At 72.5% G+C, this 24773-nt stretch carries 28 protein-coding genes; 11 read left to right on the top strand and 17 right to left on the bottom strand.

Features of this window, described 5'->3' with window-relative positions; genetic code table 11:
• Window positions 1–281 precede the first annotated feature (281 nt).
• From EDD29_RS15180 to EDD29_RS15165, 4 genes are all read left to right on the top strand, one after another.
• On the top strand, window positions 282–509 hold the full coding sequence (locus EDD29_RS15180) for a DUF2630 family protein (protein WP_123665031.1): 228 nt from the start codon (window positions 282–284) through the stop codon (window positions 507–509).
• A complete protein-coding gene (locus EDD29_RS15175; RefSeq protein ID WP_246052779.1) occupies window positions 506–1039 on the top strand; it encodes a Dps family protein in 534 nt (177 codons plus the stop codon). The genes EDD29_RS15180 and EDD29_RS15175 overlap by 4 nt, the downstream gene beginning before the upstream one ends.
• A 195-nt stretch (window positions 1040–1234) precedes the next feature.
• Window positions 1235–2449, top strand: a complete 1215-nt coding sequence (locus EDD29_RS15170) for an ammonium transporter (RefSeq protein ID WP_123665030.1) — start codon at window positions 1235–1237, stop codon at window positions 2447–2449.
• A 16-nt stretch (window positions 2450–2465) separates the two neighbouring features.
• Window positions 2466–3146 (top strand): YoaK family protein, encoded by a 681-nt coding sequence (locus EDD29_RS15165; RefSeq protein ID WP_123665029.1) that lies wholly within the window; start codon window positions 2466–2468, stop codon window positions 3144–3146.
• A 14-nt stretch (window positions 3147–3160) separates the two neighbouring features.
• Here the strand turns inward: EDD29_RS15165 and EDD29_RS15160 are convergent, their stop codons facing one another.
• Genes EDD29_RS15160 through EDD29_RS15110 form a run of 11 tightly spaced genes read right to left on the bottom strand, consistent with a single transcriptional unit; the run spans window position 3161 to window position 12584 of the window.
• On the bottom strand, window positions 3161–5080 hold the full coding sequence (locus EDD29_RS15160) for an FUSC family protein (RefSeq protein WP_123665028.1): 1920 nt from the start codon (window positions 5078–5080) through the stop codon (window positions 3161–3163).
• Between the two features lie 33 nt (window positions 5081–5113).
• A complete protein-coding gene (crcB, locus tag EDD29_RS15155; protein WP_123665027.1) occupies window positions 5114–5470 on the bottom strand; it encodes a fluoride efflux transporter CrcB in 357 nt (118 codons plus the stop codon).
• A complete protein-coding gene (locus EDD29_RS15150; protein WP_211359731.1) occupies window positions 5467–5967 on the bottom strand; it encodes a FluC/FEX family fluoride channel in 501 nt (166 codons plus the stop codon). The genes crcB and EDD29_RS15150 overlap by 4 nt, the downstream gene beginning before the upstream one ends.
• Window positions 5968–6004: 37 nt before the next feature.
• Window positions 6005–6934, bottom strand: a complete 930-nt coding sequence (locus EDD29_RS15145) for an urease accessory protein UreD (RefSeq protein WP_246052777.1) — start codon at window positions 6932–6934, stop codon at window positions 6005–6007.
• A 20-nt stretch (window positions 6935–6954) separates the two neighbouring features.
• Window positions 6955–7590, bottom strand: a complete 636-nt coding sequence (gene ureG, locus EDD29_RS15140) for an urease accessory protein UreG (protein ID WP_123665025.1) — start codon at window positions 7588–7590, stop codon at window positions 6955–6957.
• A 27-nt stretch (window positions 7591–7617) separates the two neighbouring features.
• Complete coding sequence (locus tag EDD29_RS15135; RefSeq protein ID WP_123665024.1) at window positions 7618–8322, bottom strand: urease accessory protein UreF; 705 nt, start codon at window positions 8320–8322, stop codon at window positions 7618–7620.
• Complete coding sequence (gene ureC, locus EDD29_RS15130) at window positions 8319–10040, bottom strand: urease subunit alpha (protein ID WP_123665023.1); 1722 nt, start codon at window positions 10038–10040, stop codon at window positions 8319–8321. Before ureC ends, EDD29_RS15135 begins: the two co-directional genes overlap by 4 nt.
• Window positions 10041–10046: 6 nt before the next feature.
• Complete coding sequence (ureB, locus tag EDD29_RS47690) at window positions 10047–10481, bottom strand: urease subunit beta (RefSeq protein ID WP_123665022.1); 435 nt, start codon at window positions 10479–10481, stop codon at window positions 10047–10049.
• Window positions 10471–11274 (bottom strand): sirohydrochlorin chelatase, encoded by an 804-nt coding sequence (locus EDD29_RS15120; RefSeq protein ID WP_123665021.1) that lies wholly within the window; start codon window positions 11272–11274, stop codon window positions 10471–10473. The genes ureB and EDD29_RS15120 overlap by 11 nt, the downstream gene beginning before the upstream one ends.
• Window positions 11271–11579 carry an urease subunit gamma gene (locus EDD29_RS15115; RefSeq protein ID WP_123665020.1) on the bottom strand — a complete coding sequence of 103 codons (309 nt, stop codon included), beginning with the start codon at window positions 11577–11579 and terminating at the stop codon, window positions 11271–11273. Before EDD29_RS15115 ends, EDD29_RS15120 begins: the two co-directional genes overlap by 4 nt.
• A 33-nt stretch (window positions 11580–11612) precedes the next feature.
• The gene (locus EDD29_RS15110) at window positions 11613–12584 is read right to left on the bottom strand and encodes an urea transporter (protein ID WP_246052775.1); all 972 of its coding nucleotides are present in this window, start codon (window positions 12582–12584) and stop codon (window positions 11613–11615) included.
• A 273-nt stretch (window positions 12585–12857) separates the two neighbouring features.
• Here EDD29_RS15110 and EDD29_RS15105 point away from each other — a divergent pair, with 273 nt between their 5' ends.
• Both EDD29_RS15105 and EDD29_RS15100 read left to right on the top strand, forming a co-directional pair.
• Window positions 12858–13214, top strand: a complete 357-nt coding sequence (locus tag EDD29_RS15105) for a molybdopterin oxidoreductase (RefSeq protein WP_123665019.1) — start codon at window positions 12858–12860, stop codon at window positions 13212–13214.
• Entirely contained in the window at window positions 13214–14473 is a 1260-nt protein-coding gene (locus tag EDD29_RS15100; protein WP_123665018.1) for an NAD(P)/FAD-dependent oxidoreductase, read from the top strand. Before EDD29_RS15105 ends, EDD29_RS15100 begins: the two co-directional genes overlap by 1 nt.
• On the opposite strand, the gene EDD29_RS15095 is transcribed toward EDD29_RS15100, so the two are convergent.
• Window positions 14445–15680, bottom strand: coding sequence for a SulP family inorganic anion transporter (locus EDD29_RS15095; protein WP_211360273.1), 1236 nt, complete (start codon window positions 15678–15680; stop codon window positions 14445–14447). The two genes, EDD29_RS15100 and EDD29_RS15095, sit on opposite strands and share 29 nt — an antisense overlap.
• A 204-nt stretch (window positions 15681–15884) precedes the next feature.
• Between EDD29_RS15095 and EDD29_RS15090 the strand changes: the two genes are divergently transcribed.
• Entirely contained in the window at window positions 15885–16289 is a 405-nt protein-coding gene (locus EDD29_RS15090) for a MerR family transcriptional regulator (RefSeq protein ID WP_123665017.1), read from the top strand.
• A 43-nt stretch (window positions 16290–16332) separates the two neighbouring features.
• On the top strand, window positions 16333–17643 hold the full coding sequence (locus tag EDD29_RS15085) for a hypothetical protein (RefSeq protein WP_123665016.1): 1311 nt from the start codon (window positions 16333–16335) through the stop codon (window positions 17641–17643).
• Between the two features lie 37 nt (window positions 17644–17680).
• Here the strand turns inward: EDD29_RS15085 and EDD29_RS15080 are convergent, their stop codons facing one another.
• Window positions 17681–18310, bottom strand: a complete 630-nt coding sequence (locus EDD29_RS15080; RefSeq protein ID WP_123665015.1) for a YitT family protein — start codon at window positions 18308–18310, stop codon at window positions 17681–17683.
• 158 nt (window positions 18311–18468) lie between these two features.
• Between EDD29_RS15080 and EDD29_RS15075 the strand changes: the two genes are divergently transcribed.
• The gene (locus EDD29_RS15075) at window positions 18469–18930 is read left to right on the top strand and encodes an Lrp/AsnC family transcriptional regulator (protein WP_123665014.1); all 462 of its coding nucleotides are present in this window, start codon (window positions 18469–18471) and stop codon (window positions 18928–18930) included.
• A 3-nt stretch (window positions 18931–18933) separates the two neighbouring features.
• Here EDD29_RS15075 and EDD29_RS15070 read toward each other — a convergent pair whose 3' ends face one another.
• The 3 genes from EDD29_RS15070 to EDD29_RS15060 form a co-directional block, all read right to left on the bottom strand.
• Window positions 18934–19614, bottom strand: coding sequence for a hypothetical protein (locus EDD29_RS15070; RefSeq protein ID WP_123665013.1), 681 nt, complete (start codon window positions 19612–19614; stop codon window positions 18934–18936).
• Between the two features lie 94 nt (window positions 19615–19708).
• Complete coding sequence (locus tag EDD29_RS15065) at window positions 19709–20323, bottom strand: NUDIX hydrolase (RefSeq protein WP_123665012.1); 615 nt, start codon at window positions 20321–20323, stop codon at window positions 19709–19711.
• Between the two features lie 103 nt (window positions 20324–20426).
• Window positions 20427–21575: an epoxide hydrolase family protein gene (locus EDD29_RS15060; RefSeq protein ID WP_123665011.1), complete on the bottom strand. Its 1149-nt coding sequence runs from the start codon at window positions 21573–21575 to the stop codon at window positions 20427–20429.
• A gap of 62 nt (window positions 21576–21637) precedes the next feature.
• Here EDD29_RS15060 and EDD29_RS15055 point away from each other — a divergent pair, with 62 nt between their 5' ends.
• Together EDD29_RS15055 and EDD29_RS15050 are read left to right on the top strand one after the other, a co-directional pair.
• Window positions 21638–22675: a helix-turn-helix transcriptional regulator gene (locus EDD29_RS15055; protein WP_123665010.1), complete on the top strand. Its 1038-nt coding sequence runs from the start codon at window positions 21638–21640 to the stop codon at window positions 22673–22675.
• Between the two features lie 114 nt (window positions 22676–22789).
• Window positions 22790–23359 carry a PHP domain-containing protein gene (locus EDD29_RS15050; RefSeq protein ID WP_123665009.1) on the top strand — a complete coding sequence of 190 codons (570 nt, stop codon included), beginning with the start codon at window positions 22790–22792 and terminating at the stop codon, window positions 23357–23359.
• Window positions 23360–23823: 464 nt separating this feature from the next.
• Here EDD29_RS15050 and EDD29_RS15045 read toward each other — a convergent pair whose 3' ends face one another.
• On the bottom strand, window positions 23824–24636 hold the full coding sequence (locus tag EDD29_RS15045; protein WP_123665008.1) for a mycofactocin-coupled SDR family oxidoreductase: 813 nt from the start codon (window positions 24634–24636) through the stop codon (window positions 23824–23826).
• Window positions 24637–24773 lie beyond the last annotated feature (137 nt).

The following is a 24773-nucleotide window of genomic DNA, read 5'->3' as shown; positions in this document are numbered from 1 at the left end:
CGCACCGCGGACCCCACGATCTCACTCATTCATGTCATGCCCTGCGGGGTCCTCCCGGGCCACCGTGGTGGGATGCCGCCCGGACGGTCCGGACGGCGCCGGAGCGGAGGGCCCATGCCGGACGTGAGAGCGGCGCGGAGCACGGGAGCCGCGCCCGTCGTGCCGCTCCCCGGGTTCCCGCCGTACGGACCGACGTCGCCGGGCCGCGCGCCGACCGCGTCGCACGCCGCCCGCGCCGGGAAGGGGACCGCCCGATGACACCTCCCCTCGATTGGAGTGCCATGAACGACCAAAGCATCCTCGAGCGCGTCCACGAGGTCCTCGCCGAGGAGCACGCGCTGCGCAGCGCCCCGCAGGGCGGGACCGTGCACCGCCTGCGCGCGCTGGAGCTCGAGCTCGACCAGTGCTGGGACCTCCTGCGCCGGCGGCGCGCCCTCCGCGAGTTCGGCGCGGACCCCTCCGCCGCGCAGGTCCGCCCCGCCTCCCAGGTGAAGGACTACGTCCAGTGAGCCTTTCGCCGCTTCCCATCGACCTCCCCTACGCGAAGGACTCCGCCATGAACGACCTGCCCTTGCCGCTGCCCCCCGCCGACCGGAAGACCGCGGGCCAGGCCCTCCAGGACTCGCTGGTCGACCTCCTCGACCTCTCCTCGAACGCCAAGCAGGCCCACTGGAACCTGCGCGGGCCCGGCTTCCGCTCGCTCCACCTGCACCTCGACGAGATCGTGGAGACCACCCGCGCGTTCGCCGACGACGTCGCCGAACGCGCCTCCGCCCTCGGGGTCTCGCCCGACGGCCGTCCCGTCACCGTGGCCGCGCGCGGCCCGCGCCCGTTCCCCCCGGGGCCGATCACGGTCGCCGAGGCGCTCGAGGTCTTCGCGACCCTCTACGGCGCGCTCATCCCCCGCATGCGCGGCCGCATCTCCGACACCGGGACCGCCGACCCCGTCACCCAGGACCTGCTCATCTCCGTCACCGCGGCGCTGGAGAAGCAGTACTGGATGCTCCGCGCCGAGGACCCCGCCTACGACGGCGCCTGACGGCCCGGACGCGCGGCGGGCCAGGCCACCGGACCCCGCCGCCGTCCGCCCCGGCGAAACCCGCACACGATCACAGAACCGGAGTCGGGCAACGGTTCTTGGGGGAATTTTCCTCCGTGTCGCCCTGGCTCGGCGTTTTCCGGCCGCTTTCCGGGGCCATGATCTTGGGAAACGGCCAGGGACGGGGAGCGCGGCATGTCGATTGGGCTGAATACCGGGGATTCGGCATGGGTGCTCGTGAGCTTCGCGATGGTGCTGCTCATGACGCCGGGGCTCGCGCTGTTCTACGGCGGAATGGTCCGGTCGAAGAACCTGATCAGCGTTCTTTACATGAGCTTCGTGTCGATCGCCGTGGTGACCGTCGTCTGGTTCCTCTACGGCTACGGCCTCGCCTTCGGCAAGGACGCCGGCGGGCTGGGCCTCATCGGCTGGGGAGACTGGGAGTTCTTCAAGACCACCCCGTCGGTGCTCCAGGGCGTCATCCCGCTCTACGTCTACTCCCTGTTCCAGCTGGTCTTCGCGATCATCACGCTGGCCCTGATCAGCGGCTCGGTCGCCAACCGGGTGCGGCTCGGGCCCTGGATGGTCTTCGGGGTCATCTGGGTGACGCTGGTCTACCTGCCGATCGCCCACTGGGTCTTCTCCAAGGGCGGCTGGATCAACAAGTGGGGCGTGCTGGACTTCGCGGGCGGCCTGGTCGTCGAGCTCAACTCGGGCATCGCCGGGCTGGCGCTGGCGCTGGTGCTCGGGCCGAGCCTGCGGTTCCGCCGCGAGGGTCCGCCCCAGCCGAAGAACGTCACCCTCGTCATGACCGGCATGGGCCTGCTGTGGTTCGGCTGGTTCGGCTTCAACGGCGGTTCCGCGCTGACCGACGGCGCCCTGGCGGCCAACGCCGTGGTGAACACGATGATGTGCGGCTGCGTCGCGATGCTCGTCTGGATGATGCTGGAGCGGTGGCGGTTCGGGCGGTTCTCCCGCCTGGGCGGCACCACCGGCGCGCTCGCCGGCCTGGTGGCCATCACGCCCGCCTGCGGGTACGTCAACCTGTTCGGCGCGACGGTCATCGGCATCGTGGTGGCCCTCGTCTGCACCTGGGCCGTGGAGGTCAAGACGTCCGTGGGCTACGACGACACCCTCGACGTGGTGGGCATCCACGGGGCGGGCGGCATCGTCGGCGTGGTCCTGCTCGGGCTCTTCGCCACCGGCAAGTACGGGAGCCCCACCGCCGGGCTGTTCTACGGCGGCTCCATCTCCCTGCTGGGCAAGCAGATCGTCGCGATCATCGCCGTCGGCTGCTACACGTTCGTCCTCACCTACCTCATCGGCGTGATCGTGGACAAGCTGTGCGCGCTGCGCCCGAGCGCCCGCGAGGAGGCCGAGGGCCTCGACACCGAGCTGCGCATCGGATGAGCGCCGGAGCGCCGCCGTGACCGGTGCCGCCGGCGAGGACGGGCCGCTTCCCGCGCTGTTCGTCCTGCTCGCGTTCACGACCGGCATGGTCGACGCGACGAGCTTCCTCGATCTCGGCAGCGTCTTCGTCGCCGCGATGACCGGGAACATCATCATCCTCGGTCTGGGCATCGCGGGCTTCGGCACGCCGCTGTCCGCCGCCCTCTCCCTGCTGTCCTTCGCGGCCGGGGCGATCTGCGCCGGCCGGGCCGCCCGGTCCCGGCTGCGGCCGCTGCACCGGGGGCGGCGGCTCGCGGCGGGCACCGCGGTCCAGGCCGCCCTGGTCTGCGGCGCCGTCGTCGTCGGCACCCGCTACGGGTTCGCCGACGAACTGCCGAGACGCGCCGTGATCATGATGCTCGCCTTCTCCCTCGGCTGGGAGTACGCGATCGTGCGCGCCCTACGGGTGCGCGACCTCAACACGACGGTCGTCACCACCACGCTCACCTCGCTGTTCGCCGAGTCCGTCGCACCGGTCAGGCAGAGCCGCAGGCTCGTCTCGATCTGCGCGCTGTTGGCCGGGGCCTTCGCCTCCGGCGCACTGCGCCGCGCGGTGCACCCGACGGCTCCGCTCTGGGCCGCCGTCCTCGTCCTCGCCGCCTGCGCCGTGACCGCCTTCGTCGCGGCGGGGCGCCCCGGGGCCGAACGCTGGCGGTGAGGAGCCGGAACGCGTCACCGCGGCAGGATCGAGCGCACCACGCCGATCTCCGCGACCACGTCGCGGAGCACCCCCTGGGCGGGCGGCCCCTCCCCGGCCCGCGGCGGCCGGCCCGCGCGGACGTCCGCCGCGCTCTCCCGCAGCTCCGCCGCGATCGTCCGGACCTCGGCGGGCGACGGCGGCGTGTGCCCGCTCTCCACCCGCACCGCGGCGGCGGTGACCGCGTCGACGAGACGGCCGAGCGCCAGCACGACGGGCCGCCACCCGGCCCCCGCGCGGCTGGCCGGGGGCGGTTCTGCCAGCATCCGGTCGATCCGCGCGCGGAAGACGTTCAGGGAGCGGTGGATCCTCCGCCGGTCCCGTGACCTCGCGGCGTCCGGGGCGGTGAAGGCCTCTTCCAGGTAGGCCGCGATCTCCTGGAGCGCGTCGGCGGCCCGCTCACGCGGACGGACGCGCCAGCTCCGCGGCCACAGCGCGTACCCGAAGACGAGGACGATCAGGCAGCCGAGCAGGGTGTCGGCGAGCCGCGCCAGCACGAGCTCCTCGGGAGGCAGGGAGGAGACCGTGTCCAGCAGGTACAGCATGACCGGGGTGACCGTCACCGCGCGCATGGCGTAGGACCTGCCCTTGAGCAGCGGAATGAGCCCGCCGAAGAACGCGGCGAGCGGGACCGCGGCCCAGCCGCGCGGGACGACGACGAGGAGCAGCAGCGTGGGCACCGCGGCGACCACCGTGCCGAGCGCGCGCAGCAGCGCCCGGACGAAGACCGAGCCGAGATCGGGCTTCAGGACGATCGCCACGGTCAGCGGAATCCAGAAGGAGTGGGTCGCGGAGATCCAGAGGGAGTGCGGAGCGCCCTGGAACTCCACGATCGCCGAGGCGATCCCGATGCACAGGGCGAGCCGGAAGCCGTACCTCCAGGACGAGGCGGAGTAGAGGGCCGTGCGCACGGCCTCTCCGGCCCGCTCCGGCAGCGGCCGGGGCATGCCGACCGCGTCGGGCCCGTCCCAGAAGTCGCCGCGCAGCACCCGCAGGGCGTCGCCGACGGGCCGGGCGAAGGTGGGGTCGCCCTCGAACGGCGGGATGGCGGCGTCCCTGTGCCCGGACCTGACGGCGTCGGCCAGCAGGCGCACGGCCTCGGCTAGGCCGGGCGGCGCGGGGCTCCGGGACCGGACGAGCACGGTGACCGCCTCCATCAGCGGCGAAGCGGCGTTCAGCAGGGCGATCAGCCACCGCGTCTCGGAGTCGCGCCTTCCGGCGACCGGGATCTGGTAGCGCAGCAGCGTGTCCTCCGCGGCGTCCACCGCCTCGCTGACGGCCGCCTCCGCACCGCCGGGACGCACCGGGGAGGCGACGAGATCGGCGATCCCGGCGTACACCGCGGCGACGGACCGGCGCCCCGGGTCGGCCTCCGCGCCCGGCACCCGCCAGCTCAGCACCACGAGCAGCGAATACAGGCACCCACCGGTGAGCTGAAGCAGGGGCGGCGTCCACCAGGACTCCGACGACGGCAGGCCGGTCCCGGTGACGTCGAGGAACAGCAGGCTCATCGCCGCCGTCGAGACGATCTTCCCGATCGGGCTGATCAGCCCGCAGACCAGCGCCACGAGGGTCGTCACGGCCACGGTCCCCCAGCCGTGCCCGTGCGTGAGCTGTCCGATGACCAGGCCCAGCGCGCCGGCCAGTTGGGCCGCGAGGATGCCGAGCAGGCGCGCGCGGCGGGACCCCGTGTCCGCGCGGACGGCCGCCAGCACCATCCCGGACGCCAGGAACAATCCAGCCACGGGGTCTCCCGTGCCCGTCGAGACGGCCGCCGCCACGCCGAGGCCGATCGCCGCGCAGACCGCCTCCGACCAGGCCGGCGGCGCGTCGGACCAGGCGACCGCCCGGCTCAGCCAGCCCCGGGTATCGGTGCGGGAACCGCCCGTCGCCATGTCCCCGCCCCCTCCTCCGCCGCGGCCGAGCCGTCAGACCCACCGGAAGAGGGCGTGCAGAAGGGTGAAGGCGAGGAGCCCCAGCCCCAGCGAGGCGACGACGTTGACCGCGCCCCTGAGGAACCTGCCGTCCTGGAAGAGGTGGACGGTGTCGAGCTCGAACGTGCTGAACGTCGTCAGCGCACCGCAGAAGCCCGTGCCGAGCAAAGCCTCGGAGTCCGTGCCGACGCTCGCGCCGTGCAGCGCCCCGAGGATGCCCGCGCCCAGGACGTTGACCGTCAGCGTCCCCCAGGGGAACGCCTTGCCCGCCCGCTTCTTGACGGCCGTGTCGAGCACATAGCGCAGTACGGCTCCGAAGGCCCCGCCCATGAGGATCAGCAGCGCGATCACCGGGCACCCCCTCCCCCGGTGCGGCGGTGCGGCACCCGGGCGCCCGCCCAGAGGCCCACCACGATGGCGATCCAGCCGCCGAGCACGCTGGCCGCCGCGTAGCCCAGGCCGAGTTCCCAGCCCGTCGTGCGGTCGAGCGCGTGGATCCCGTCGATGAGGTGGGAGAACGTGGTGAAGCCGCCGAGGTAACCGGTCACCAGCAGCGGCCGGACGAAGGCGTGCGGGCTCCCTTTGAGCAGGTAGGACGTGAGGACGCCCATGAAGAGGCAGCCGAGGAGGTTCACCAGCAGGGTCCCCCACGGGAAGCCCTCCTGCGCCCCCGGCATCGCCTCGGTGATGAGCCAGCGGGCCAGTGCCCCGATCGCCCCGCCGATCGCGACGTCGAGCAGGGCCGCGCCCGGTGCGCCCAGGCGCCGCACCATCGGGCTTCCCGTCCGGTCCAGGGCCGAAGCCTCGGCACGCTGCCTGCGCCCCAGGTGTTCACCCGCTTCTGCCACGGTGCTGCTCCTCCTCGTCCTCGTCGGCGCGGCCGCGTCACTGCTTGCGCAGGTCCGGCGCGGGCACGCCAAGCAGCAGCCTGCGGACGGCGTCCCAGGCCAGCGTGAAGGCGGCGAGCACCTCGGGCGACCGGTCGCCGAGCATGCGCGCCCAGGCCCCCCGGTCCCCCGGAAGCACACCGGCCCCCGCGCGCAGCCCGGTGGCGGCGAGTGCCTCGTGCAGGACGTCGGCGACCTCCTGCGCGGGACGGAGCCGTGTCACGACGTACAGCGAGGACAGGACCCCGAAGTCCGCCATCACCGCGGGTCCGGTGACCCGCCGCTCCGCGGGCACCAGCCGGACGGGGTCGGCGAAGATCAGCCGGCCGTCGGGATCGCGGACCTCGATGTCGCCGCAGTACGCGGTGTACGCGTGCCGCTCGCCCCGGGCGAGCCGCCCGGCCAGCAGCGTCTCGCCCAGCACCACGGTGGCGTCCTCCGCCGCGGTGACGCCGATCCGCTGGTAGTAGCAGGAGCCGGCGAACGGGATCGTCGGGTCGGGCAGGTACTCCAGGTAGCCGCCGGGCCCCACCGTCAGGTCGACCAGCTGGGTCGCGTAGTCCTGTTCCATCCGGTAGAGACGGGTCGCCCCCTGCGTGGTCAGGTGCACCGACGCCCCGGCGCCGCACGACACGTCGACGCGGTAGCGGTCGCCCTGGAGCACACCGCCGCCGGACATCATGAGCATGACGTACGGAAGGTCCGGCCGCGCCGGGTCGTAGTAGAGCGGCCGGGTGATGTGCAGGGGCGCCTTCTGGAAGTGCCCGGTCAGTTCCGTCCGGCCGCCGATCCGCTCGAACGCGAGCTCGAGGACGCCCACCTTGCCCGGGCTGCCGACCGGGAGCATGTCCGGGTCGCACGCGTGCCGCCGCACCGGCTCGGGCACCCAGCGCGGCTGGTAGCGCTCCGGCGCGAGCCGGTCGGCCACCGCCGGACCGCCCGCCGCCGCTACGCCGGAGCGGTACACGCCGCGCCCGCCCGCGTCTCGATGAGGTCGGCGACCTCGGCGACCCCGGTGCCGAGGAGGCAGTCGGTCAGGATGACCGGCCCGTCGCCGCGCACCGCCCGCGCGTCGCGTTCCATGACCCCCAGGTCGGTCCGCACGTACTGCGCGATGTCGATCTTGTTGATGACGAGCAGGTCGGAGTCCGTCGTCCCCGGTCCGCGTTTGCGCGGCATCTTCTCGCCCTCGGCGGTGTCCAGGACGAAGATGTACATGTCCGCCAGCACAGGGCTGAAGGTGAGGGTCAGGTTGTCGCCGCCGCTCTCGAAGAGCAGCAGGTCGATGTCGGCGAAGCGGTCGAGCAGGTCGGCCGCCGCCGCGAGGTTCATCGTCGGGTCGTCCCGGACCGCCGTGTGCGGGCAGGCGCCCGTCTCCACGCCGACGATCCGCTCGGGGTCGAGCACCCCGGCCAGGGTGCGCCGGACGTGTTCGGCGTCCTCCTGCGTGTAGATGTCGTTGGTGATCACCCCGACGTGGCGCCCTCTGTCCTGGAGCATCGGGACCAGGGCCTCGATCAGGGCGGTCTTGCCCGATCCGACGGGCCCGCCGATCCCCACCTTGAAGACGTTCTCCAGTTCCATGTCTCTCCTTCTGCGTCGAATCGCCGATCAGGTGACGAACAGCCGGGCCGTGGCCCGTTCATGGGCGGCGGCGACGGTGTCGGCGATGGGCACCGAGCCGTGCACGTCCCCGGGGTCCTCCGCCGCGAGCGCCATCCGGGCGACCGCCTCCAGGTCCGGCCGCACCTCGCACAGCAGCGCCTGCGCCCTGCGGAAGTCGGTGCGGGCCAGCCGGACCGCCGCGGCGGCCCAGCTCGCGGCGAAGGCGTACAGGTCCCCTGCGACGGCCCGCTCGACCGAAACGCCGAGGCCCGCGTAGAGCGCGCCGACGACCACCGCGTGGGTGCCCGGCGTCGCCCGGTCCGCCACGAGTCCCGCGAGCCTGGCGGCCTCGGGGATCGGGAAGGCGGACGCCGCGGTGTCGAGCACCTGGCGGCCCGTGCGGACGGACGCCGTGCGCTGCTCGCGGCTGAGCTTGATCGCGTGCAGCCGGTGGTCGACCTCGGCCAGCCGGTCCCAGTCGCCCGCGCGGACCGCGCGGTGGGCCAGGACCAGCGCCGTGGCGTCCCCCGGGCCGACGGAGTGGTAGAGCAGATCCGTCAGCAGCGCGCCCAGGTCGTCCGGGCCCACCAGCTTGAGCTGGGCGTACCCTTCGAGCCCGTGCGAAAGGGTGTACATCCCGCTCGGGAAGCCGGAGTCCGTCAGCTGGAACTGGGCGAGCAGCGGGCCGAGGTCCTCGATGGCGGCGCTCATGCCAGGAAGAACAGCCGGTTCAACGGCAGCTTCTTGGCGGGCTCGATGTGCGCGGGCTCGCCGTCCACGGTCACCTTGTAGGTCTCCGGATCGACGCGGATGTCGGCGAGCGTCGAGTTGCGGAGCATGTGCCGCTTGTCGACGGTCCGGCACTGGCGCACCGGCCGGATCAGCCGGTTCAGGCCGAGCCGTTCCGGCACGCCCTCCTCGATCGCCGCCCCCGACATGAAGGTGACGCACGTGCTCGACAGCGCCTTGCCGAACGAGCCGTACATGGGCCGGAAGTAGATCGGCTGGGGCGTGGGCAGCGACGCGTTCGGGTCGCCCATCGGCGCCCAGCTGATCAGCCCGCCCTTGACGACCATCGACGGCTTCGCGGCGAAGGAGTGCACCGGCCACAGGATGATGTCGGCGAGCTTCCCGTCCTCCAGGGAGCCGATCGTGTCGGCCATCCCCGAGGCGCGGGCCGGGTTGATGGTGAGCTTGGCGATGTAGCGCAGGACCCTGAAGTTGTCGTTGCGGCCGGAGTCCTCCGGCAGAGGGCCCCGCTTGTCCTTGTTGTGGTGGGCGACCTGGAAGGCGCGGGTGAACGACTCGCCCACCCGGCCCATGGCCTGCGAGTCCGACCCGATGATGCTGATGACGCCCAGGTCGTGCAGCACCGTCTCGGCCGAGATGGTCTCGGCGCGGACCCGGCTCTCGGCGAACGCCACGTCCTCGGGCACGTCGTAGCTGAGGTGGTGGCAGACCATCGTCATGTCGAGCAGTTCGTCGATCGAGTTCGCCGTGTAGGGCAGCGTCGGGTTGGTGGAGGCCGGCAGGACGTTCGGCTCGCCCGTCACCCGGAGGATGTCCGGGGCGTGCCCGCCGCCCGCGCCTTCGGAGTGGTAGGTGTGGATGGCCCGCCCGTTGATCGCGTTGATCGTGTCCTCGACGAAGCCCGCCTCGTTCAGGGTGTCGGTGTGGATCGTGATCTGGATGTCCAGTTCGTCGGCGACCGACAGCGCGCAGTCGATGACCGCGGGCGTGCTGCCCCAGTCCTCGTGCACCTTCAAGCCGCACGCCCCGGCCCGGATCTGCTCCTCCAGCGACGTCGGCAGGCTGCTGTTGCCCTTGCCGAGCACCCCGATGTTGATCGGGATGTCCTCATAGGCCTGGAGGATGCGGGCGATGTTCCACCCGCCCGGCGTCGTGGTGCAGCCGCGGCTGCCGTCGGCCGGTCCCGTGCCGCCGCCGACCAGGGTGGTGATCCCGTTGCTCAGCGCGTGCTGCGCCTGCTGCGGCGAGATGTAGTGGACGTGGGTGTCGATGCCGCCCGGCGTCGCGATGAGGTTCTCCCCGGAGATCACCTCGGTGGACGCGCTGATGATCAGCCGGCGGTCGACGCCGTTCTGGGTGTGCGGGTTGCCGGACTTGCCGATCCCGGCGATCTTCCCGTCCTTGATGCCGATGTCGCCCTTGATGACGCCGAGCACCGGGTCGATGATCACCGCGTTGGTGATCACCGTGTCGAGGGCGACGGACCGGCCGGAGGCCGGATCGGCCGACATGCCGTCGCGGGCGGTCTTGCCTCCGCCGTACTGGGCCTCGTCGCCGTAGTGCCCCTCGGTGTAGTCCTTCTCCACCTCGACGATCAGGTTGGTGTCCGCGAGGTGGATCCTGTCGCCCACGGTGGGGCCGTACATCGACGCGTACTGCTGACGGCTCATGCTCGTCATGGCGGCTCAGCCCTTCTTCCCGGATTTCGACTTCTTCGCCGGCTTCCCGGCCGAACCGTCGGCGGCCGTGCCCGGCTCGTCGAGGTAGCCGCGCTCGCGCATCCGCTTCAGCGCCTCGCGGTGCGCCTCGTGCGACCTGACACTGCCGTTCAGGAGGCCCCCGAATCCCACGAGCCGCAGCCCGCCGCCGTACTCGACGAGGGTGACCTGCTTGGTGTCCCCCGCCTCGAACCGGACCGCGGTGCCCGCCGGGATGTCCAGGCGTTTGCCGAACGCCTTGTCCCGGTCGAAGCTCAGCGCGCGGTTCACCTCGAAGAAGTGGAAGTGCGAGCCGATCTGGACCGCGCGGTCGCCGGTGTTGTGGACGGTGAGGGTCACCCGCGGCTGGCCCGCGTTCAGTTCGATGTTCCCCTCGCCGTAGAGGTAGACGTCATCCGACATGGGCTTGCGCCTCCTTCGGGCACGCCGCGGCGGGTACCGTCAGGTCCCGGCGGCGGTCGTCGTGGTGGTGGTCGTGGTCATGGTCATGGTCGTGAGTGTGGGAATGCCGTGCCGCGGCGGCGAGGCCGTCGTCGCCGTGCCGGGTCCAGCGGTGCTCCGCCTCGGCGGCACGGGCGCGGACCAGCGCGGCGAGGGCGGCGGCGCCCAGGAGCGGGTCCGCCGTCAGCGCGTCCGGTCTGACGGGCGCCGGCACGAAGGAGGCGGGCACCAGGACGACGTCGGCGGCGCCCAGCCTCGTGCAGCGGTCGATCGCCTCGGACACGTCCGGGTCGCCGCCGGTGAGCGCGACCTCGACCCAGGGCGCCGAGGTGTACTGGCGGACGAGCCGGGCCACCCTGAACAGCTCGGCGTCCTGCTCCGGTCCGCCGGCGGGCGCGACCAGCAGCACGGCCCGGCGCGGCGGAGCCCCGCGCAGCGCGCGCACGACCGCGCTCCTGAGCCAGCCGACCAGATGCCCGGTCGTGCCCAGGGGCGGGGCGAGCAGCAGGTCGCCCGGCGCCCGGTCCCGCGCGGCCCAGCGCAGGGTCTGGGCGGCGGCGACCGGCAGGTCAGGGTCCCGGCCCAGCGTCATCGGCACCACCACGGTCCGCGAGTGGCCGCGGACCCCGGCGGCGAGATCGCGTCCCGCCACGCGGACCTCGGGTCCGTCGCGGCCGGGCGGCGGCGGCAGGCACCGGCCGTCCGCGCTCTCCGGCCCGGCGGCCAGCAGGATCGCGCGGCCTCCGGGACTCACTTGCCGCCCACCGGGTCATGGCAGGAGACGAGCTTCGTCCCGTCGTCGAAGACCGCCTCGATCTGCATCAGCTTGAGCATGCCGCGCACCCCGGGCAGGACGTCGTCCGGTCCGAGCAGCTGCTTGCCGAGTTCCATGCACTCGGCCACGGTCCTGCCGTCCCGGGCCGCCTCCACGATCGCGGAGCTGATCAGCGCCACGGTCTCGGCGTAGTTCAGTTTCAGGCCGCGGTCTTTTCGCCGCTGCGCCATCTGCGCCGCGGTGAAGATGAGCAGCTTGTCCATCTCCCTCGGAGTGAGGTTCATCAGGGATCCTTTCTGGTCACCGACGGGCGCGGGTCACGCGCGCTCGATCCTGGAGAGCATCGGGACGGCGGCGAGGAACACCCAGGTAACGAGCACGAACGGCCAGGTGAGGGTGTGTCCGCCGACCACCTCGAACAGGTTGCCGATCCCGGCGGTCAGGCCCGCCGCGGCCACCGCGCCGAGCACGGCGTAGCCCGCGCTCATGGGCGTGGCGAGGACGAAGGTGCTGAAGAGGGCGACCCCGGTCAGCACCGAGTTGTAGCCGTAGAGACCGGCGCCCAGGTCGGCGGCCTGCGCGCCCAGCACCCAGCCGGTGAGCAGGCCGATGACACTGGACACGAGGGCGACCAGCCCCGTCCGCCAGCCCGCGATGAGCAGGCCGACGAGGAAGATCACCCCGACGTACCACTGGTCCTGGAAGAACACCTGGCCGACACCGCTGAGCGAGCCCTGCCAGAAGTCGGTCCAGCTCAGCGCGGTCCCCGGCGCTGACGCGGACGGCGGCGCCGTGCCCGCGTGCCGGTCCCAGACCCGGGTGAACGACGGCCCGCCGATCACCATGACGGAGGTGATCACGCAGAAGGGGGCCGTGAAGGTCGGCAGGTCATAGGGCTTCAGCAGCACGTTGAGCGCCGCGGTGAGCACGCTCCCCGCGATCGCCCCGAAGACGACGAGGAGGACGGTCATCCAGCGGACGTCGAGGTACAGCACGAGGCTGATCCCGATCAGCGTGCCGCAGAATCCCTCCAGGCCGAGCGCCACCCGGTCGTGCCACGAGACGCCCAGGACGTGCGCGGTGAGCGTGGCGACGACCGTGCCCAGCAGGCCGAAGACGCCGAACTGCCAGCCTCCGACGAAGAGCGCGACGAGGAACACCAGGCCGGTCCAGGGATTGGCCTGGAAGTCGACCTGCGCGACGCCCTTGGGAATCGTCAGCAGGTAGTCGAGGCCGCGCCGCCCGCTGGCGGGCGGCACCGGTCCGGAAGGCACAGCCGCGGATGACACAGGTCTCGCTCCTTCTCAGCCCGGGCGGCCGGCTCGGGTCGCTGTCGCCCCCGGGTCCACGGCGCGGACCCGCCTCGAAGCTGGTTTCCGCGATTTCGCCGAGCGAAAGACCGAAATCCACCACGGATCGGCCAATTCCGCGATAAACCTTGTGACCACCCGAATCACCGGGCCGACCGAAGGCCCTCCGCACCGGGGAGGACACGGGCGAGGAGCCGTTCTTAACCCGCGGGTAACATATGGCGAGCCATGCGTTAACCAAGGGAAACCACGATGGCGGACGTGGAGTCAAAGCCGCGTTTTCTCCAGGGGGCGTTCCCGTTCGTCGGGAAGGGGTTCGAGACGGCCGTGCCGATCTCGCCGGCGCTGCGGTACACGGTGCCGCCCGGGGCCGTCGCGCAGCCCGTCTACCTGCGGGCGGGCAACAGCAGCGGGGAACTGGCCTGCGTCGTGCTGATGCGGGACGGGCTGCCCATGCGGTACTTCCCGGTCGGGGCCAAGGACGCGACGCACGTGTCGCTCCGGATCGTCGAGGACCTCGAGGCCGGCACCGTTCTCGAGCTGTGCCTCCAGGCGCCCGACGGCGTGGCCGGGACCGTGGTCGTGGACCTCGGCCTGGTCGAGGTGTGATGCCCCGGCTCGTCGTGATCGGCAACGGGATGGCCGGGATCCGGACCGTTGAGGAGATCCTGGCGCGCGACGGGGAGGGGTTCGAGATCACCGTGGTCGGCGACGAGCCGCACGGGAACTACGACCGGCTCGCGCTCTCCCGCGTCCTGTCCGGGGCCGCCGAGGAATCCGACATCCTGCTCAACGGGCTCCCCTGGTACGCCGAGCACGGGATCACCCTGCTGTCAGGGGTGCGCGCGAAGCGGATCGACAGATTCGCCCACCGCGTGCGGCTCGACGGGAGGGAGCCCCTGCGCTACGACAAACTGGTCATCGCGACCGGCGGTGTCCCCTTCATCCCCGACATCGCCGGGATGCGGGTCGCGGACCGCGGATTCCACCAGGGCGTCTTCACCCTCCGCACCCTCGACGACACCCGCAACATGATCAGGTACGCGCGCGGGCACCAGCGCGCGGTGGTGATCGGCGGCGGACCGCTCGGGCTCGAGGCGGCGCGCGGCCTCCAGAACCACGGACTCGACATCACCGTCGTGCACGGGGCGACCCATCTGATGGACCAGCAGCTCGGGGCGCGCGCCGGGCTCGTGCTCAAGCACCGGATCGCCGGGCTCGGGATCGGCGTGGAACTGGGCGCCCGCCCCGTCGCGGTGCTCGGGCGGCGGCGGGTGATGGCGGTGCGCCTCGCCGACGGCCGCGACCTGCCCTGTGACATGGTCGTGGTGGCGGCCGGGGTCCGGCCCGACTCGGCGATGGCCCGCGCCAGCGGCCTGGTCGTCCAGCGCGGGGTGGTGGTGGACGACAGGATGCGGGCGGCGGGCGAGCGGGACATCTACGCGGTCGGCGCGTGCGCCGAGCACCGGGGACAGGTGTACGGCGCGCTCGCGGCGCTGTGGGAGCAGGCGGGGGTGCTCGCCGACCACATCACCGGCGCCGCCTCGGCCGCCTACCACGGGTCCCGGATCGTGACCCGGGTGTCGGCCGCCGGGGTCGACGTCGTCGCGATGGGCGTGGCCGAACCCGAATGGCCCGAGGACGAGTACGTCGTCACCTCGTCCCCGCGGCTCGGCGTGCACCGGAGCGTCGTGGTCCGGGACGGCCGGCTCATCGGCGCGACCCTCGTCGGCGACATCCGCGGGGCCGCGGCCCTGGTCGAGGCCTTCGACCAGGGCCTTCCGCTGCCGGAAGACCGCGCGGACCTCCTGTTCGACGCCCCGGCCGCGCCGGACGCCGTCAGCGACGTCCCGAAAGCTCCCCGCTGAGTACTTCCTGCTGATCCGATCCATCCCCGATGGGCTTGCCCCGGTTGCCGAAGAACAGCATGGCCGTCAGGGAGCCGAGGATGACGCCGATCGCGAGGTTGTGCGTGGCCACGACGACCGCGACGGTGAGCAGCATGACCGTCAGCTCCGCCGCCGGCATCCGCCGGGGCCGCGTGAGCGCGATCGAGTGCCAGTCGAACGTCGCGACCGACACCATGACCATGATCGCGACGAGCGCGGCCATCGGGATGTCGGAGACGACGGGTCCGAAGACGATGCACAGGACCATGAGGAAGGCCCCGGCGAGGAAGGTCGACAGCCGGGTCCGCGCGCCCGAGACCTTCACATTGATCATGGTCTGCCCGATCATCGCGCAGCCGCCCATGCCGCCGAAGAACCCCGTGACGACGTTGGCGACGCCCTGGCCGATCGACTCGCGCCTCTTGCTGGAGCGGGTGCCGGTGATCTCGTCGACGAACTGGGCGGTCATCAGCGACTCCATCAGCCCGACGAGCGCCATCGCCAGCGCGTACGGGGCGATGATCGCGAGGGTGCCGAGCGTGAACGGCACATCCGGCAGGCCCGGGAGGGGAAGCGACGAGGGCAGGTCTCCCCGGTCGCCGACGGTCGGCACCGCGATGCCCGCGCCCACGGTGATCGCGGTGAGGACGACGATCGACACCAGCGGCGCGGGGACCACCTTGGTGATCTTCGGGAAGAGGACCATCAGGACGAGCCCGCCGAGGACCAGCGGATAGACGGCCCAGGGCACGTCCCGCACTTCGGGCAGCTGGGCGAGGAAGATCAGGATGGCCAGCGCGTTGACGAACCCGACCATCACCGCGCGCGGCACGAACCGCATCAGCTTCGCCACGCCCAGCGCGCCGAGCACGATCTGGAACACCCCGGCGAGGATGACCGCCGCGACCAGGAAGCCGAGGCCGTGCTCCCGGTTGAGCGGCGCGATGACCAGCGCCACCGCGCCCGTCGCCGCCGAGATCATCGCCCGGCGGCCGCCGACGACCGAGATCACCACGGCCATGGTGACCGACGCGAACAGCCCGATCGCCGGATCGACCCCGGCGATGACGGAGAACGAGATCGCCTCGGGGATCAGCGCGAGCGCGACGACGAGCCCGGCGAGCACCTCGGTCCGCCAGACGCGGGGATCCGACAGCCATACGGGCTTGAGTCCGCGCAGGCGCACGGCGGGAGACAGCGAAGAGGACAAAGGAGAAGAGAACCTGTCGTGCTCGGGCACACCGGTACAGGGCGCCGGATGGGCAGAGGCGGGGTGGGACGTCCGACCCGACCTGGGCCTGCGCCGCGGGAACTCTACCCTAACGTTAGGGTAGAGATGAGCGGCGGGCCTCCCATCCGGGGCGCCGAGACGGCCGGGGAAGGGACGGGCATGGACGGCGGGCACATGCAGATCGGCGAGGTCGCCGCGCGCACCGAACTGTCCCTGCGCACGATCCGGCACTACGAGGAGGCCGGGCTCGTCGTGCCATCGGCGCGCTCGCAGGGCGGGTTCCGGCTCTACACCGAGCGCGACGTGGACCGGCTGATGGTGATCCGCCGGATGAAGCCCCTCGGGTTCTCGCTGGATCAGATGCGCGACCTCCTGGAGGCGACCGACCGGCTCGACACCGCCGGGGGACCCGCCCCCGAGGAGCACGCCGCGCTTCTGGAACGGGTGCGCGGCTACGAGGAGGCCGCGACGCGGCGGGTCGCGGACCTGCGCGTCCAGCTGGCCCGCGCGGAGGAGTTCGCCGCGACGCTCCGCGCCCGCCTCGACCGGGCGCCAGGCCAATAGACGCTCTTGTTTTTTTGAGAATCGCCGGGATACCGTCGGCGGTGTGAGCGGATACCTGCGCACTCCCGGCCTGGCGAAGCGGATCGCGATCACGGCGGGGGCCGTGGCCCTCTTCCGGGTCGGCCAGCACCTGCCGGTGCCCGGTACGGACGTCGCCGCGATCGGCGAGGCGGCCGACGCCGCCGTCCGCGCCGACCCGTTCGCGGGGCTCGTCGACCTGCTCACCGGCGGCGGCCTGCTCCGGCTCTCCTTCCTCGGGCTCGGGGTGCTCCCCTACGTCGCCGCGACCTTCGTCGTCGGGCTCCTCGTGCACACGTGGCCGCGCCTGCGGGCCCTTTCCGCCGCCGGCACGGACGGCGCGAAGGTCCTGCTGCGCTGCACCTGGCTGCTGTCCGTCGCGTTCGGCGCGCCGATGGGAACGGCGGCGGTGCTCGCGGCGGCGCGCGGCGACGACGGCGTCCTCACAGGCCCGCACGGACGGGCCGTCCTCTTCGTCGTGATCGGCATGACGGCCGGGACCATGGTCACCGCGTGGCTGATCCGGCTCGTCTCCCTGCGCGGGCTCGGCGAAGGGGTGGGCGTCCTGTTCCTCGCCCAACTCACCGCGGTCTTCCCCCGGCTCCTGTGGGACGTCCGGGACGCGGCGGGCACCGGGACCTTCGCCGCGGCGACGGCGGCCGTCGTGGTCTCCGGGACCCTCGTGCTCGCCGCGGTCATCGGCCTCGGCCAGGCCGAGCGGCGGATCCCGATCCAGTTCGCCCGGAGGATGGTCGGCGTACGGCGGCGCGGCCCCGCCCCGACATACCTCCCTTTCCGGGTCAACTCCGGGGAGCTCTTCCCGGTGTTCCTGGCGCTGCTCCTGCTGCACGTCCCGGCCGTGGTGGCCCGCCTGATCCCCGGCGGCGGCGTCCCGGACGGCGTCTGGACGCGCCCCGACCAGGGCGACCCGCGCTTCCTCGCCGCCCTCTTCGTCCTCGCCGCGCTCCTCGCGCCGACCGGTTCCGGGGACCGGATCGACGTTCACGCCACCGTCGCCCGGCTCCAGCGCGAGGGCGGCTTCGTCCCCGGGATCCGCCCAGGCCCGAACACCTACGACTACCTCGCCTACGTCCGGCGCCGGATCCGGGCCGTCGCCGCGCCCGCCCTCGGCCTCTGCGCCCTCCTGCCGCCGGCGTCGCTCCTGCTCGCGGGCGTTCCCGGCCGGGCGCCCCTCGCCGGCACCGCGGTCCTCGTCCTCGTCGGCGCGGGCCTCGCCGTGTCCCGCCGCGTCGTCCGCCAGGCCGAGTTCGCCTACCAGGCGCACAAGTACCTGCCCTACCTTCCGACCCCTCCGCGCGACCCCGAGCGACGCTGACGCGCCGGGAGCCGCGCACGGCGTGGCCGGCGCGCGGTCAGAGGGCGGCGGGGTAGCGGCCGGGGCGGTGGTTCATCACGAGGACGAGGTTCAGGACGACGACGCCCGCGGCGGACAGCAGGACCGTGCGGGGCGGGGAGGCCAGGGCGGAGAGGGCGATGACGAGGGCGTCGAGGGCCAGGAGGACATGGCCGACGCGCCAGCCGAGGCGGTCCTGGCAGACGAGGGCGACGACGTTGAAGCCGCCGAGGCTCGCGTGGTGACGAAGGACGATGAGGATGCCGATCCCGGAGATCAGGCTGCCGCCGAGGACCGCGTAGAGGGGGTCGATGTGCGCGGCCTCGATGTACCTCGAGTGGAGCGGGGCGAAGGCGGAGAGCAGCACGACGGACGCGATCGAGGCCGCCACGAACCGCCCTCCCTTCCGGCTCCAGGCGAGCACGACGAACGGCACATTCACCGCGGCGTAGATGACCCCGAACGGCAGCGGCAGCACCTTCGCGAGCAGCAGGACGAGTCCGGCGGTGCCGCCGGTGACGGCCCCGGACGCGTCGATCAGGTAGAGCCCGAAAGAGGCGACGAGCGTGCCGACGGCGATGCCGACGACGTTCTCCAGGAGGCTGTGCCGGACGACGGCGCTCCGGGCATCGAGGGCCGCGGCGGTCATCGTGCGGCTCCTCGCGGGGCGGCGGGCAGGCGAGGGCCCGGAGAACAAGATTGCGACATGTCAGGACATCGTAGATATTCTCGAGGGCTGCGCAACCGAGGCCCATCCTCCTGAACACACTGACGCTGAATCCGTCGTTCACCTGTCAGAATGTTCAGATGGACAGCCTCGACGCCAAGATCCTCCTCGCACTCGACGACGATCCGGACGCCACGGTCCTCGCCCTCGCCGCACGGCTCGGCATCGCCCGCAACACCCTGACGTCCCGCCTCCAGCGGATGCGGCAGTCCGGCGCCGTCCGCGACTACGCCCGCCGGGTCGACCCCGCGCTGCTCGGCCGCCCCTTGCTCGCGTTCGTCTCGATCGAGCTGAGCCAGCACAGCGCGCAGGGCGCGATCGAGGCACTGCGCGCGATCCCCGAGGTGATCGAGATGCACTCGACCACCGGTGACGCCGACCTCCTGGTGAAGGTCGTCGCCCGCGACACCGCCGACCTCCACCGCCTCACCGGGGAGATCGTCCTCGCCCCCGGCGTGGTGCGCACGGGCACCGTCATCTCCCTCACCGAGGAGATGCCGCTGCGCCTGCGCGCCCTCATCGAGCAGACCGCGCAGGACTGACGATCAGGGGGCGGGCGTGAGCGGGAGGCCCTTCATGACGCGGTCGCGGACGGCCCCGCCGTCCAGCCCGACCTTCGCGAAGAACGCGAAGTCGCCGGGAGCGGCGTCCGGGGCGGCGAGGACCTCGGGGACGAGGAGGTCGGTCAGAGGCGCGTCGGGCGACGGGTCGGCGTAGCCGCCGACCGCGTCGTCCTCGGAGCCGTCGGTGAGGAGCCTCCCGGACAGGGTCCCGGCGACCAGGTCGGGGAAGAACTCGGCGAGGAAGACCGCCACCGAGGTGCGCAGGTCGCCGTGGACCATGACGAGCTTGTCCGTCATGTGACCGACGAAGGCGCGGAAGACCGCGTCGCCGAGCGTGATCAGTTTGGCGTCGCCCTCGAAGTAGGCGTCGCGCGCGGTCAGGCCGCCCAGGACGACGAGGGCCGCGGACCCGTCGTCGATGTCCACGAGACTCCCTTCGACGGTCAGGTCGCCGTCGACGATGTAGCCGGTGGCGGCGTCGGGGGTGTCCTCAGCCCATGGGGTCGCCTCGTGATCGTCCAGCGGCAGGTCGCCGCGCACGACCACCGGACCCTCGACGAGGATGTACTCCTCGTCGTACAGGTTCTCGTAGCTGCTCTCCGGCAGGCCACGCCGCTCGAACAGCGCGACCGCCTCATCCCAGGACACGTACCTCGTCGACATGGCCGGGAACGTAGCACCGGCCACCGACATTCCGGAGCCGTTTCTCCCGGAAGCCGCCTGACGCGATCCGCCGGAAGGCCGCCGACGTCGCGCGCTAGTTGCGCGTCCAGTCCGGCTGGATCAGGTCGGCCACCCGGACGTCACGCCCGAGGAGGACGACCTCGCGGAACTGCCAGAGCATCGCGCCGGTCGGCGCGTGGATCGTCATGCCGGGGCCCAGCCGCATCTGGAGCAGCCGCCCGCCGTCAGGCCGGTCGACCCAGTTGACGGCGCCGTCGGCGGCCAGGACGCGCAGCGGCACATGGTGCACCGACCGCACCTCCCGCGCGTCGGGCACCGGCTCCCCCGCGCCCTGCGCGACGGCCACCACGGGGGTGATCGCGAACCCGGACGCCGCGGGGAAGTCGTCCAGCATGCCGAGCACGTCCGCCTCGGCGATCTCCAGCCCGAGTTCCTCGCGCAACTCCCGCAACCCCGTCTCCTGGAGCGTCTCGCCGTCCTCGGCCCGCCCGCCGGGCAGCGCCCACTGGCCCGGGTTCCGCCCCCGGTTCGCCCGCTTGATCACCAGGACGCCGAGTTCTCCGTCCCGTTCCGCCACGCACAGCACCACCGCCGCCCGCCGCACCCCGTCGGCGTCCCCTAGCGCCACCCGCCCGAACCCGCCGACCCGCCGCCCCGCCGTCTCCCGGAACCCCGCCCAGTCCGCCATCGCACGCCGCCCCTCGTTCCGTCCGCCGCCGGTCCCGCCGGGCCGATGCTAGCGACCCGCCGGCGCGGGCGGGCCGGGAGGTGCTCCCGGCCCGCCCGGGGCGTCAGGCCGTGCGGAGCCCGGCGAAGAAGGCGCGGACGTCCTTCGCGACGTCGCCGGGGGCCTCCATCGCGGCGAAGTGCCCGGCCTTGGGGAACTCGCTCCAGTGCACGATGTTCGTGTTGTCCCTGGCGGCGAGGGACCGGATCGTCTGGAAGTCGTCGGCGAAGACCGCGACTCCCGTCGGCGCGGTGTTGATCGCGGGCTCCGCGCCCGAGCGCGCCTCCTCGTAGTAGTACCGGCTCGCCGTGGCCTGGGTGTTGGTGAACCAGTAGAGGGAGACCTGGGTCAGGACCTGGTCGATGGTCACCAGGCTCGTGCCGTTGCCGAAGGAGTTGAGCAGTTCGCTGTAGGCGAGCTGGCCGACCGGCGAATCCGCGACCGCCGCGCCGATCGTCTGCGGCCGCGCGGCGTTCATCGCGTTGTAGCCGCCGACCGACTGGAACCACTGCATGTGCTCCAGCGCCGCGTACTCCTTCGGGCCGAACCCCTCGAACTCGGCGGGGTCGCCGGACGGGAAGGAGAACAGCTGGAGGACGTGCATCCCGAGGAAACCGGGCGGGTCCAGCAGGCCGAGCTCGCGGCAGAGCATCGCGCCCATGTCGCTGCCGTGCGCGCCGTAGGAGTCGTAGCCGAGGCGGCGCATCAGGGCGTCGAAGGTGCGGGCGACCCTGGCCTGGGTCCAGCCGCCGCCCTCCAGCGGGGTGCTGAAGCCGAAGCCGGGGATCGAGGGGACGACGACCGAGAACGCGTCCTCGGCCTTGCCTCCGTGCGCGACGGGGTCGGTGAGCGGGCCGATCATGTCGAGGAAGTCGATGAACGACCCCGGGTAGGTGTGCAGCAGGAGGAGCGGCGTCGCGTCCTTCTCCGCCGACGGCACATGGACGAAGTGGACGGTCTGGCCGTCGATCTCGGTCAGGTAGTGCGGGAACGCGTTCATCCGGGCCTCCTGCGCCCGCCAGTCGAACGCGGTGCGCCAGTACTCGGCGGTCTCCCGCAGGTAGCCGTTCGGGGTGCCGAGCGCCCAGTCGTCGGCCGCCGCCGGCCGGGGCAGCCGGGTGCGGGCGAGCCGCGCGTGCAGGTCGTCGAGCTCGGCCTGCTCGATCGCGACGGTGAAGGAGCGGATCTCGGGGCGGTTCTGCGTCTTCGTCATGTCCCTTACGTTAGGAGCCATATAGGAAGATTTGATTCCTATATATCCGCGATACTGAGAAAATGTTGGAGACGTCCGCACGACTGCTCGCGCTGCTCTCGCTGTTCCAGTCCCGGCCCGACTGGACGGGCCGGGAACTCGCCGAACGCCTCGGCGTGAGCACCCGCACCGTCCGCAACGACATCGAGCGGCTGCGCGACCTCGGCTACCCGGTCGACGCCACCCGGGGCGCGGCGGGCTCCTACCGGCTCGGCGCGGGCACCAAACTGCCCCCGCTGCTGCTCGACGACCAGGAGGCCGTCGCCGTCGCGATCGGGCTGCGCGCGGCCACGGGCGTCGCCGGGATCGCCGAGAGCGGCGCCCGCGCCCTGGCCAAACTGGAGCAGGTGCTCCCGCACCGGCTGCGCAGGCAGGTCGTCGCCCTGCACGAGGCCACCTCGCGGGCGCCGGAGAACCTGGACACCGACGCCGCCGATCCCGAGACCGACGCCGCGGTCCTCACCGCGATCGCCGCGGCCATCCGCGACCGGGTCGAGATGCGCTTCGACTACTCGGTGGCCGCGACCGAACCGGGTGACGGCGAACCCCCGTCCGCGACCGCCGCCCCGTCCGGCCGCAGGCTCGCCGAGCCGTACCGGCTGGTCAGCTGGCGACGGCGCTGGTACCTCGTCGCGCGGGACCCGGCCTCGGGCGCCTGGTCGTCCTACCGCGCCGACTGGATGACCCCTCTCCTGCCCGGCCGCGCCTTCGCCCCCACCCCGCTGCCCGGCGGCGACTACACCTCCTTCGTCCTGCGGGACGTGGCCGCGACGGGCTGGAAGGTCCACGCCCGCGTCATCGTCCTCGCCCCGGCCGAGCAGGTCCTCGCCCGCATCAACGCGACGGTCGGCGTGGTCGAGTCGGTGGACGCCGACCGCTGCGTCCTGGCCACCGGCGCCGACACCCTCGAGACCGTCGCCGCCTACCTCGGCATGCTCGGCCTGGACTTCGAGGTCGCCGCCCCTCCCGAACTCGCCGACCACGTCGCCGCCCTGGGCCGCCGCTACCTCCGCGCCGCCGAAGGACCGTCCCTCACGGAACGTTCATCCGGGGAGGGATAGGAATTCCGTTCATGTTCCTGCCGTGCGCGTGTGATGTCCGCCATGGGAGATCACGGACACGACCACCACCACGGCCACCCTCACTCGCACAGCCCTCAGGGGCACGGATACGAGGTGGCGGAAGACAGGGGCGTCAGCCGGCGGGCGGCGCTCGGCGCGGCGGCCGGGGGCCTTCTGTTCCTCGCCGCCTCGCCCGGGAGCGCGCGCGCCGCGGCGACCGGCACCGCCGTGGCGCCCGGGGTCGCCGCCCTGGCCGCGGGCGGCGCGGGGCGGACCTCGCTGATCACGCAGGGCACGACCCTGGTCCACGCCGACATGCACAACCACACCACGATGTCGGACGGCGACGGCGACCCGACGCTGGCCTTCGCGTCGATGCGCAGCGCGGGCCTGGACGTCGCGGCGCTGACCGACCACAGCGGCGTGTTCGGCATCGGCGGCCTCAGCTCCGCGGAGTGGAAGCGGACCGCGACCCTCGCCGACGCGGCGAACGTCGTCGACGTCATCGAGACGACCGCAGGACAGGTCACCCGGTTCACCGTCCCCCTCAACACCGCCGACGGCGACTGGGTCGTCCTCCGCGTCTCCGACCCCTCCCAGGCCAACGCCTCCCCCGGCCCCGCCGGCCACGCCTGCAACGACTGGGGCGTCGCCTACAGCAGCCCCTGGTGGCTCCAGGGCTGACCGTGAGGAGGCCCGGCTCCCGCGCACCCGGAAGCCGAGGCCCCGCTCAGGGACGGTCGGGCGCTAGCCGACCTCCATCTCGATCTCGTGCGGGCCCGCGTGGTCGATGCCGTTGGGACCTGGAGCGGGCTCCCGGGTTCGCCGAGGAGGTCAAGGCGGCCCCGGAGAGCTCCCTCGACCGCTACCGGCTCAGCGCCGACGAACGCGCGGCGATCCTCGACCTGGACGCCGCCCGGCTCGTCGGCCTCGGGCTGAACGCGCTGTCCATGCGCAACCTCGTCACGCTCCTCGGGTGGGCAACCCCGAGATCTACACCCAATGGACGCGAACGGCATCGAAAAGGCCGAGGTCGTCGGGCAGAGGCTCGGCGGGTGGATAGCCCTCTACGGCACGAAGGCCCCCGCGCGCGGGGGCCTTCGACGGTCCCGTCCCGGCGGGGCACGGCGTGCCGGGACGGGGCCAGGTCAGACGGCGACGGTGCCGGCGTCCACGCGAAAGGTGGTCGAGGTGACGTATCGGGACTCGTCACTGGCCAGGTAGACGACGGCATGGGACTGGTCGATGGCCTCGGAGGCCTGGACGGGCAGGAGGTTGCCGAGGGTGGCGCCGAGGGCCGGGTGACGCTGGAGGAAGCCCGGGTAGATGTCCTGGAGGCCGTCGACCATCGTGGTGTTCACGCCGGTCGGGTGCAGGGAGTTCACCCGGACGTTGTGCTCGGCGAGCTCCGCGGCGAAGGCGCGCATGACGCCGACGACGCCGTGCTTGGCCGCCACGTAGGGGTTGAGGAACGGCTGGCCCTTGAGGCCCGCGGCCGAGCTGGTGAGGATCATCGAGCCGCCGCCGTTGTCGATGAGGTGCTGGGCGGTCGCCATCACCGTGTTCCACACGCCGGTCAGGTTGGTGGCGATGGTGTCGTCCCACATCTCCGGGGTGATGTCCTGCCATTCGCGCAGGACCATGACGCCGGCGTTCGCGCACACGATGTCGAGGCGGCCGAACGCCGCGACGCCCTCGTCGACGATCGCCTTCATGCCCGCGAGATCCCGTACGTCGCCCTTGCGGGCGATGATGCGGCGGCCCGTCTTCTCGACCAGCCGGACCGTCTCGTCCAGGTCCTCCTGGATCGCGCCCTGGTAGGCGACGAACGGGAGGGGTTCGAGCAGGTCGAGCGCGATGATGTCGGCGCCCTCCTCGGCGAGGCGGACCGCGTGGCTGCGGCCCTGTCCCCGTGCGGCTCCGGTGATGAAAGCGACCTTGCCCTCTACACGGCCGGCCATCGGCGTACTCCTTCTTCTGGCGGTCCGGCGGGGACCGGACCACGGCTGACACCCCTGCGGTAAGTGGACTCCGACACTTACTGAATCAGTACGGTAGCCCATACTGAAGGACTTCGGTATCTCGGCCGTGCCGTGGT

The organism is Actinocorallia herbida (genome assembly GCF_003751225.1).
GTDB classification, from domain to species: Bacteria; Actinomycetota; Actinomycetes; order Streptosporangiales; family Streptosporangiaceae; genus Actinocorallia; species Actinocorallia herbida.
Note: the sequence above shows the minus strand (reverse complement) of the source record. Positions and strands in the feature narration are given on the sequence as shown.

What these genes read in the sequence shown, in the direction of transcription:
- EDD29_RS15180 (WP_123665031.1), top strand. Translation starts at nt 282, where the DNA reads ATGAACGACCAAAGCATCCTCGAGCGCGTCCACGAGGTCCTCGCCGAG.
- EDD29_RS15170 (WP_123665030.1), top strand. Translation starts at nt 1,235, where the DNA reads ATGTCGATTGGGCTGAATACCGGGGATTCGGCATGGGTGCTCGTGAGC.
- EDD29_RS15160 (WP_123665028.1), bottom strand. Translation starts at nt 5,080, where the DNA reads ATGGCGACGGGCGGTTCCCGCACCGATACCCGGGGCTGGCTGAGCCGG.
- ureG (WP_123665025.1), bottom strand. Translation starts at nt 7,590, where the DNA reads ATGGAACTGGAGAACGTCTTCAAGGTGGGGATCGGCGGGCCCGTCGGA.
- EDD29_RS15135 (WP_123665024.1), bottom strand. Translation starts at nt 8,322, where the DNA reads ATGAGCGCCGCCATCGAGGACCTCGGCCCGCTGCTCGCCCAGTTCCAG.
- ureC (WP_123665023.1), bottom strand. Translation starts at nt 10,040, where the DNA reads ATGACGAGCATGAGCCGTCAGCAGTACGCGTCGATGTACGGCCCCACC.
- ureB (WP_123665022.1), bottom strand. Translation starts at nt 10,481, where the DNA reads ATGTCGGATGACGTCTACCTCTACGGCGAGGGGAACATCGAACTGAAC.
- EDD29_RS15115 (WP_123665020.1), bottom strand. Translation starts at nt 11,579, where the DNA reads ATGAACCTCACTCCGAGGGAGATGGACAAGCTGCTCATCTTCACCGCG.
- EDD29_RS15105 (WP_123665019.1), top strand. Translation starts at nt 12,858, where the DNA reads ATGGCGGACGTGGAGTCAAAGCCGCGTTTTCTCCAGGGGGCGTTCCCG.
- EDD29_RS15100 (WP_123665018.1), top strand. Translation starts at nt 13,214, where the DNA reads ATGCCCCGGCTCGTCGTGATCGGCAACGGGATGGCCGGGATCCGGACC.
- EDD29_RS15090 (WP_123665017.1), top strand. Translation starts at nt 15,885, where the DNA reads ATGGACGGCGGGCACATGCAGATCGGCGAGGTCGCCGCGCGCACCGAA.
- EDD29_RS15080 (WP_123665015.1), bottom strand. Translation starts at nt 18,310, where the DNA reads ATGACCGCCGCGGCCCTCGATGCCCGGAGCGCCGTCGTCCGGCACAGC.
- EDD29_RS15075 (WP_123665014.1), top strand. Translation starts at nt 18,469, where the DNA reads ATGGACAGCCTCGACGCCAAGATCCTCCTCGCACTCGACGACGATCCG.
- EDD29_RS15070 (WP_123665013.1), bottom strand. Translation starts at nt 19,614, where the DNA reads ATGTCGACGAGGTACGTGTCCTGGGATGAGGCGGTCGCGCTGTTCGAG.
- EDD29_RS15065 (WP_123665012.1), bottom strand. Translation starts at nt 20,323, where the DNA reads ATGGCGGACTGGGCGGGGTTCCGGGAGACGGCGGGGCGGCGGGTCGGC.
- EDD29_RS15060 (WP_123665011.1), bottom strand. Translation starts at nt 21,575, where the DNA reads ATGACGAAGACGCAGAACCGCCCCGAGATCCGCTCCTTCACCGTCGCG.
- EDD29_RS15055 (WP_123665010.1), top strand. Translation starts at nt 21,638, where the DNA reads ATGTTGGAGACGTCCGCACGACTGCTCGCGCTGCTCTCGCTGTTCCAG.
- EDD29_RS15045 (WP_123665008.1), bottom strand. Translation starts at nt 24,636, where the DNA reads ATGGCCGGCCGTGTAGAGGGCAAGGTCGCTTTCATCACCGGAGCCGCA.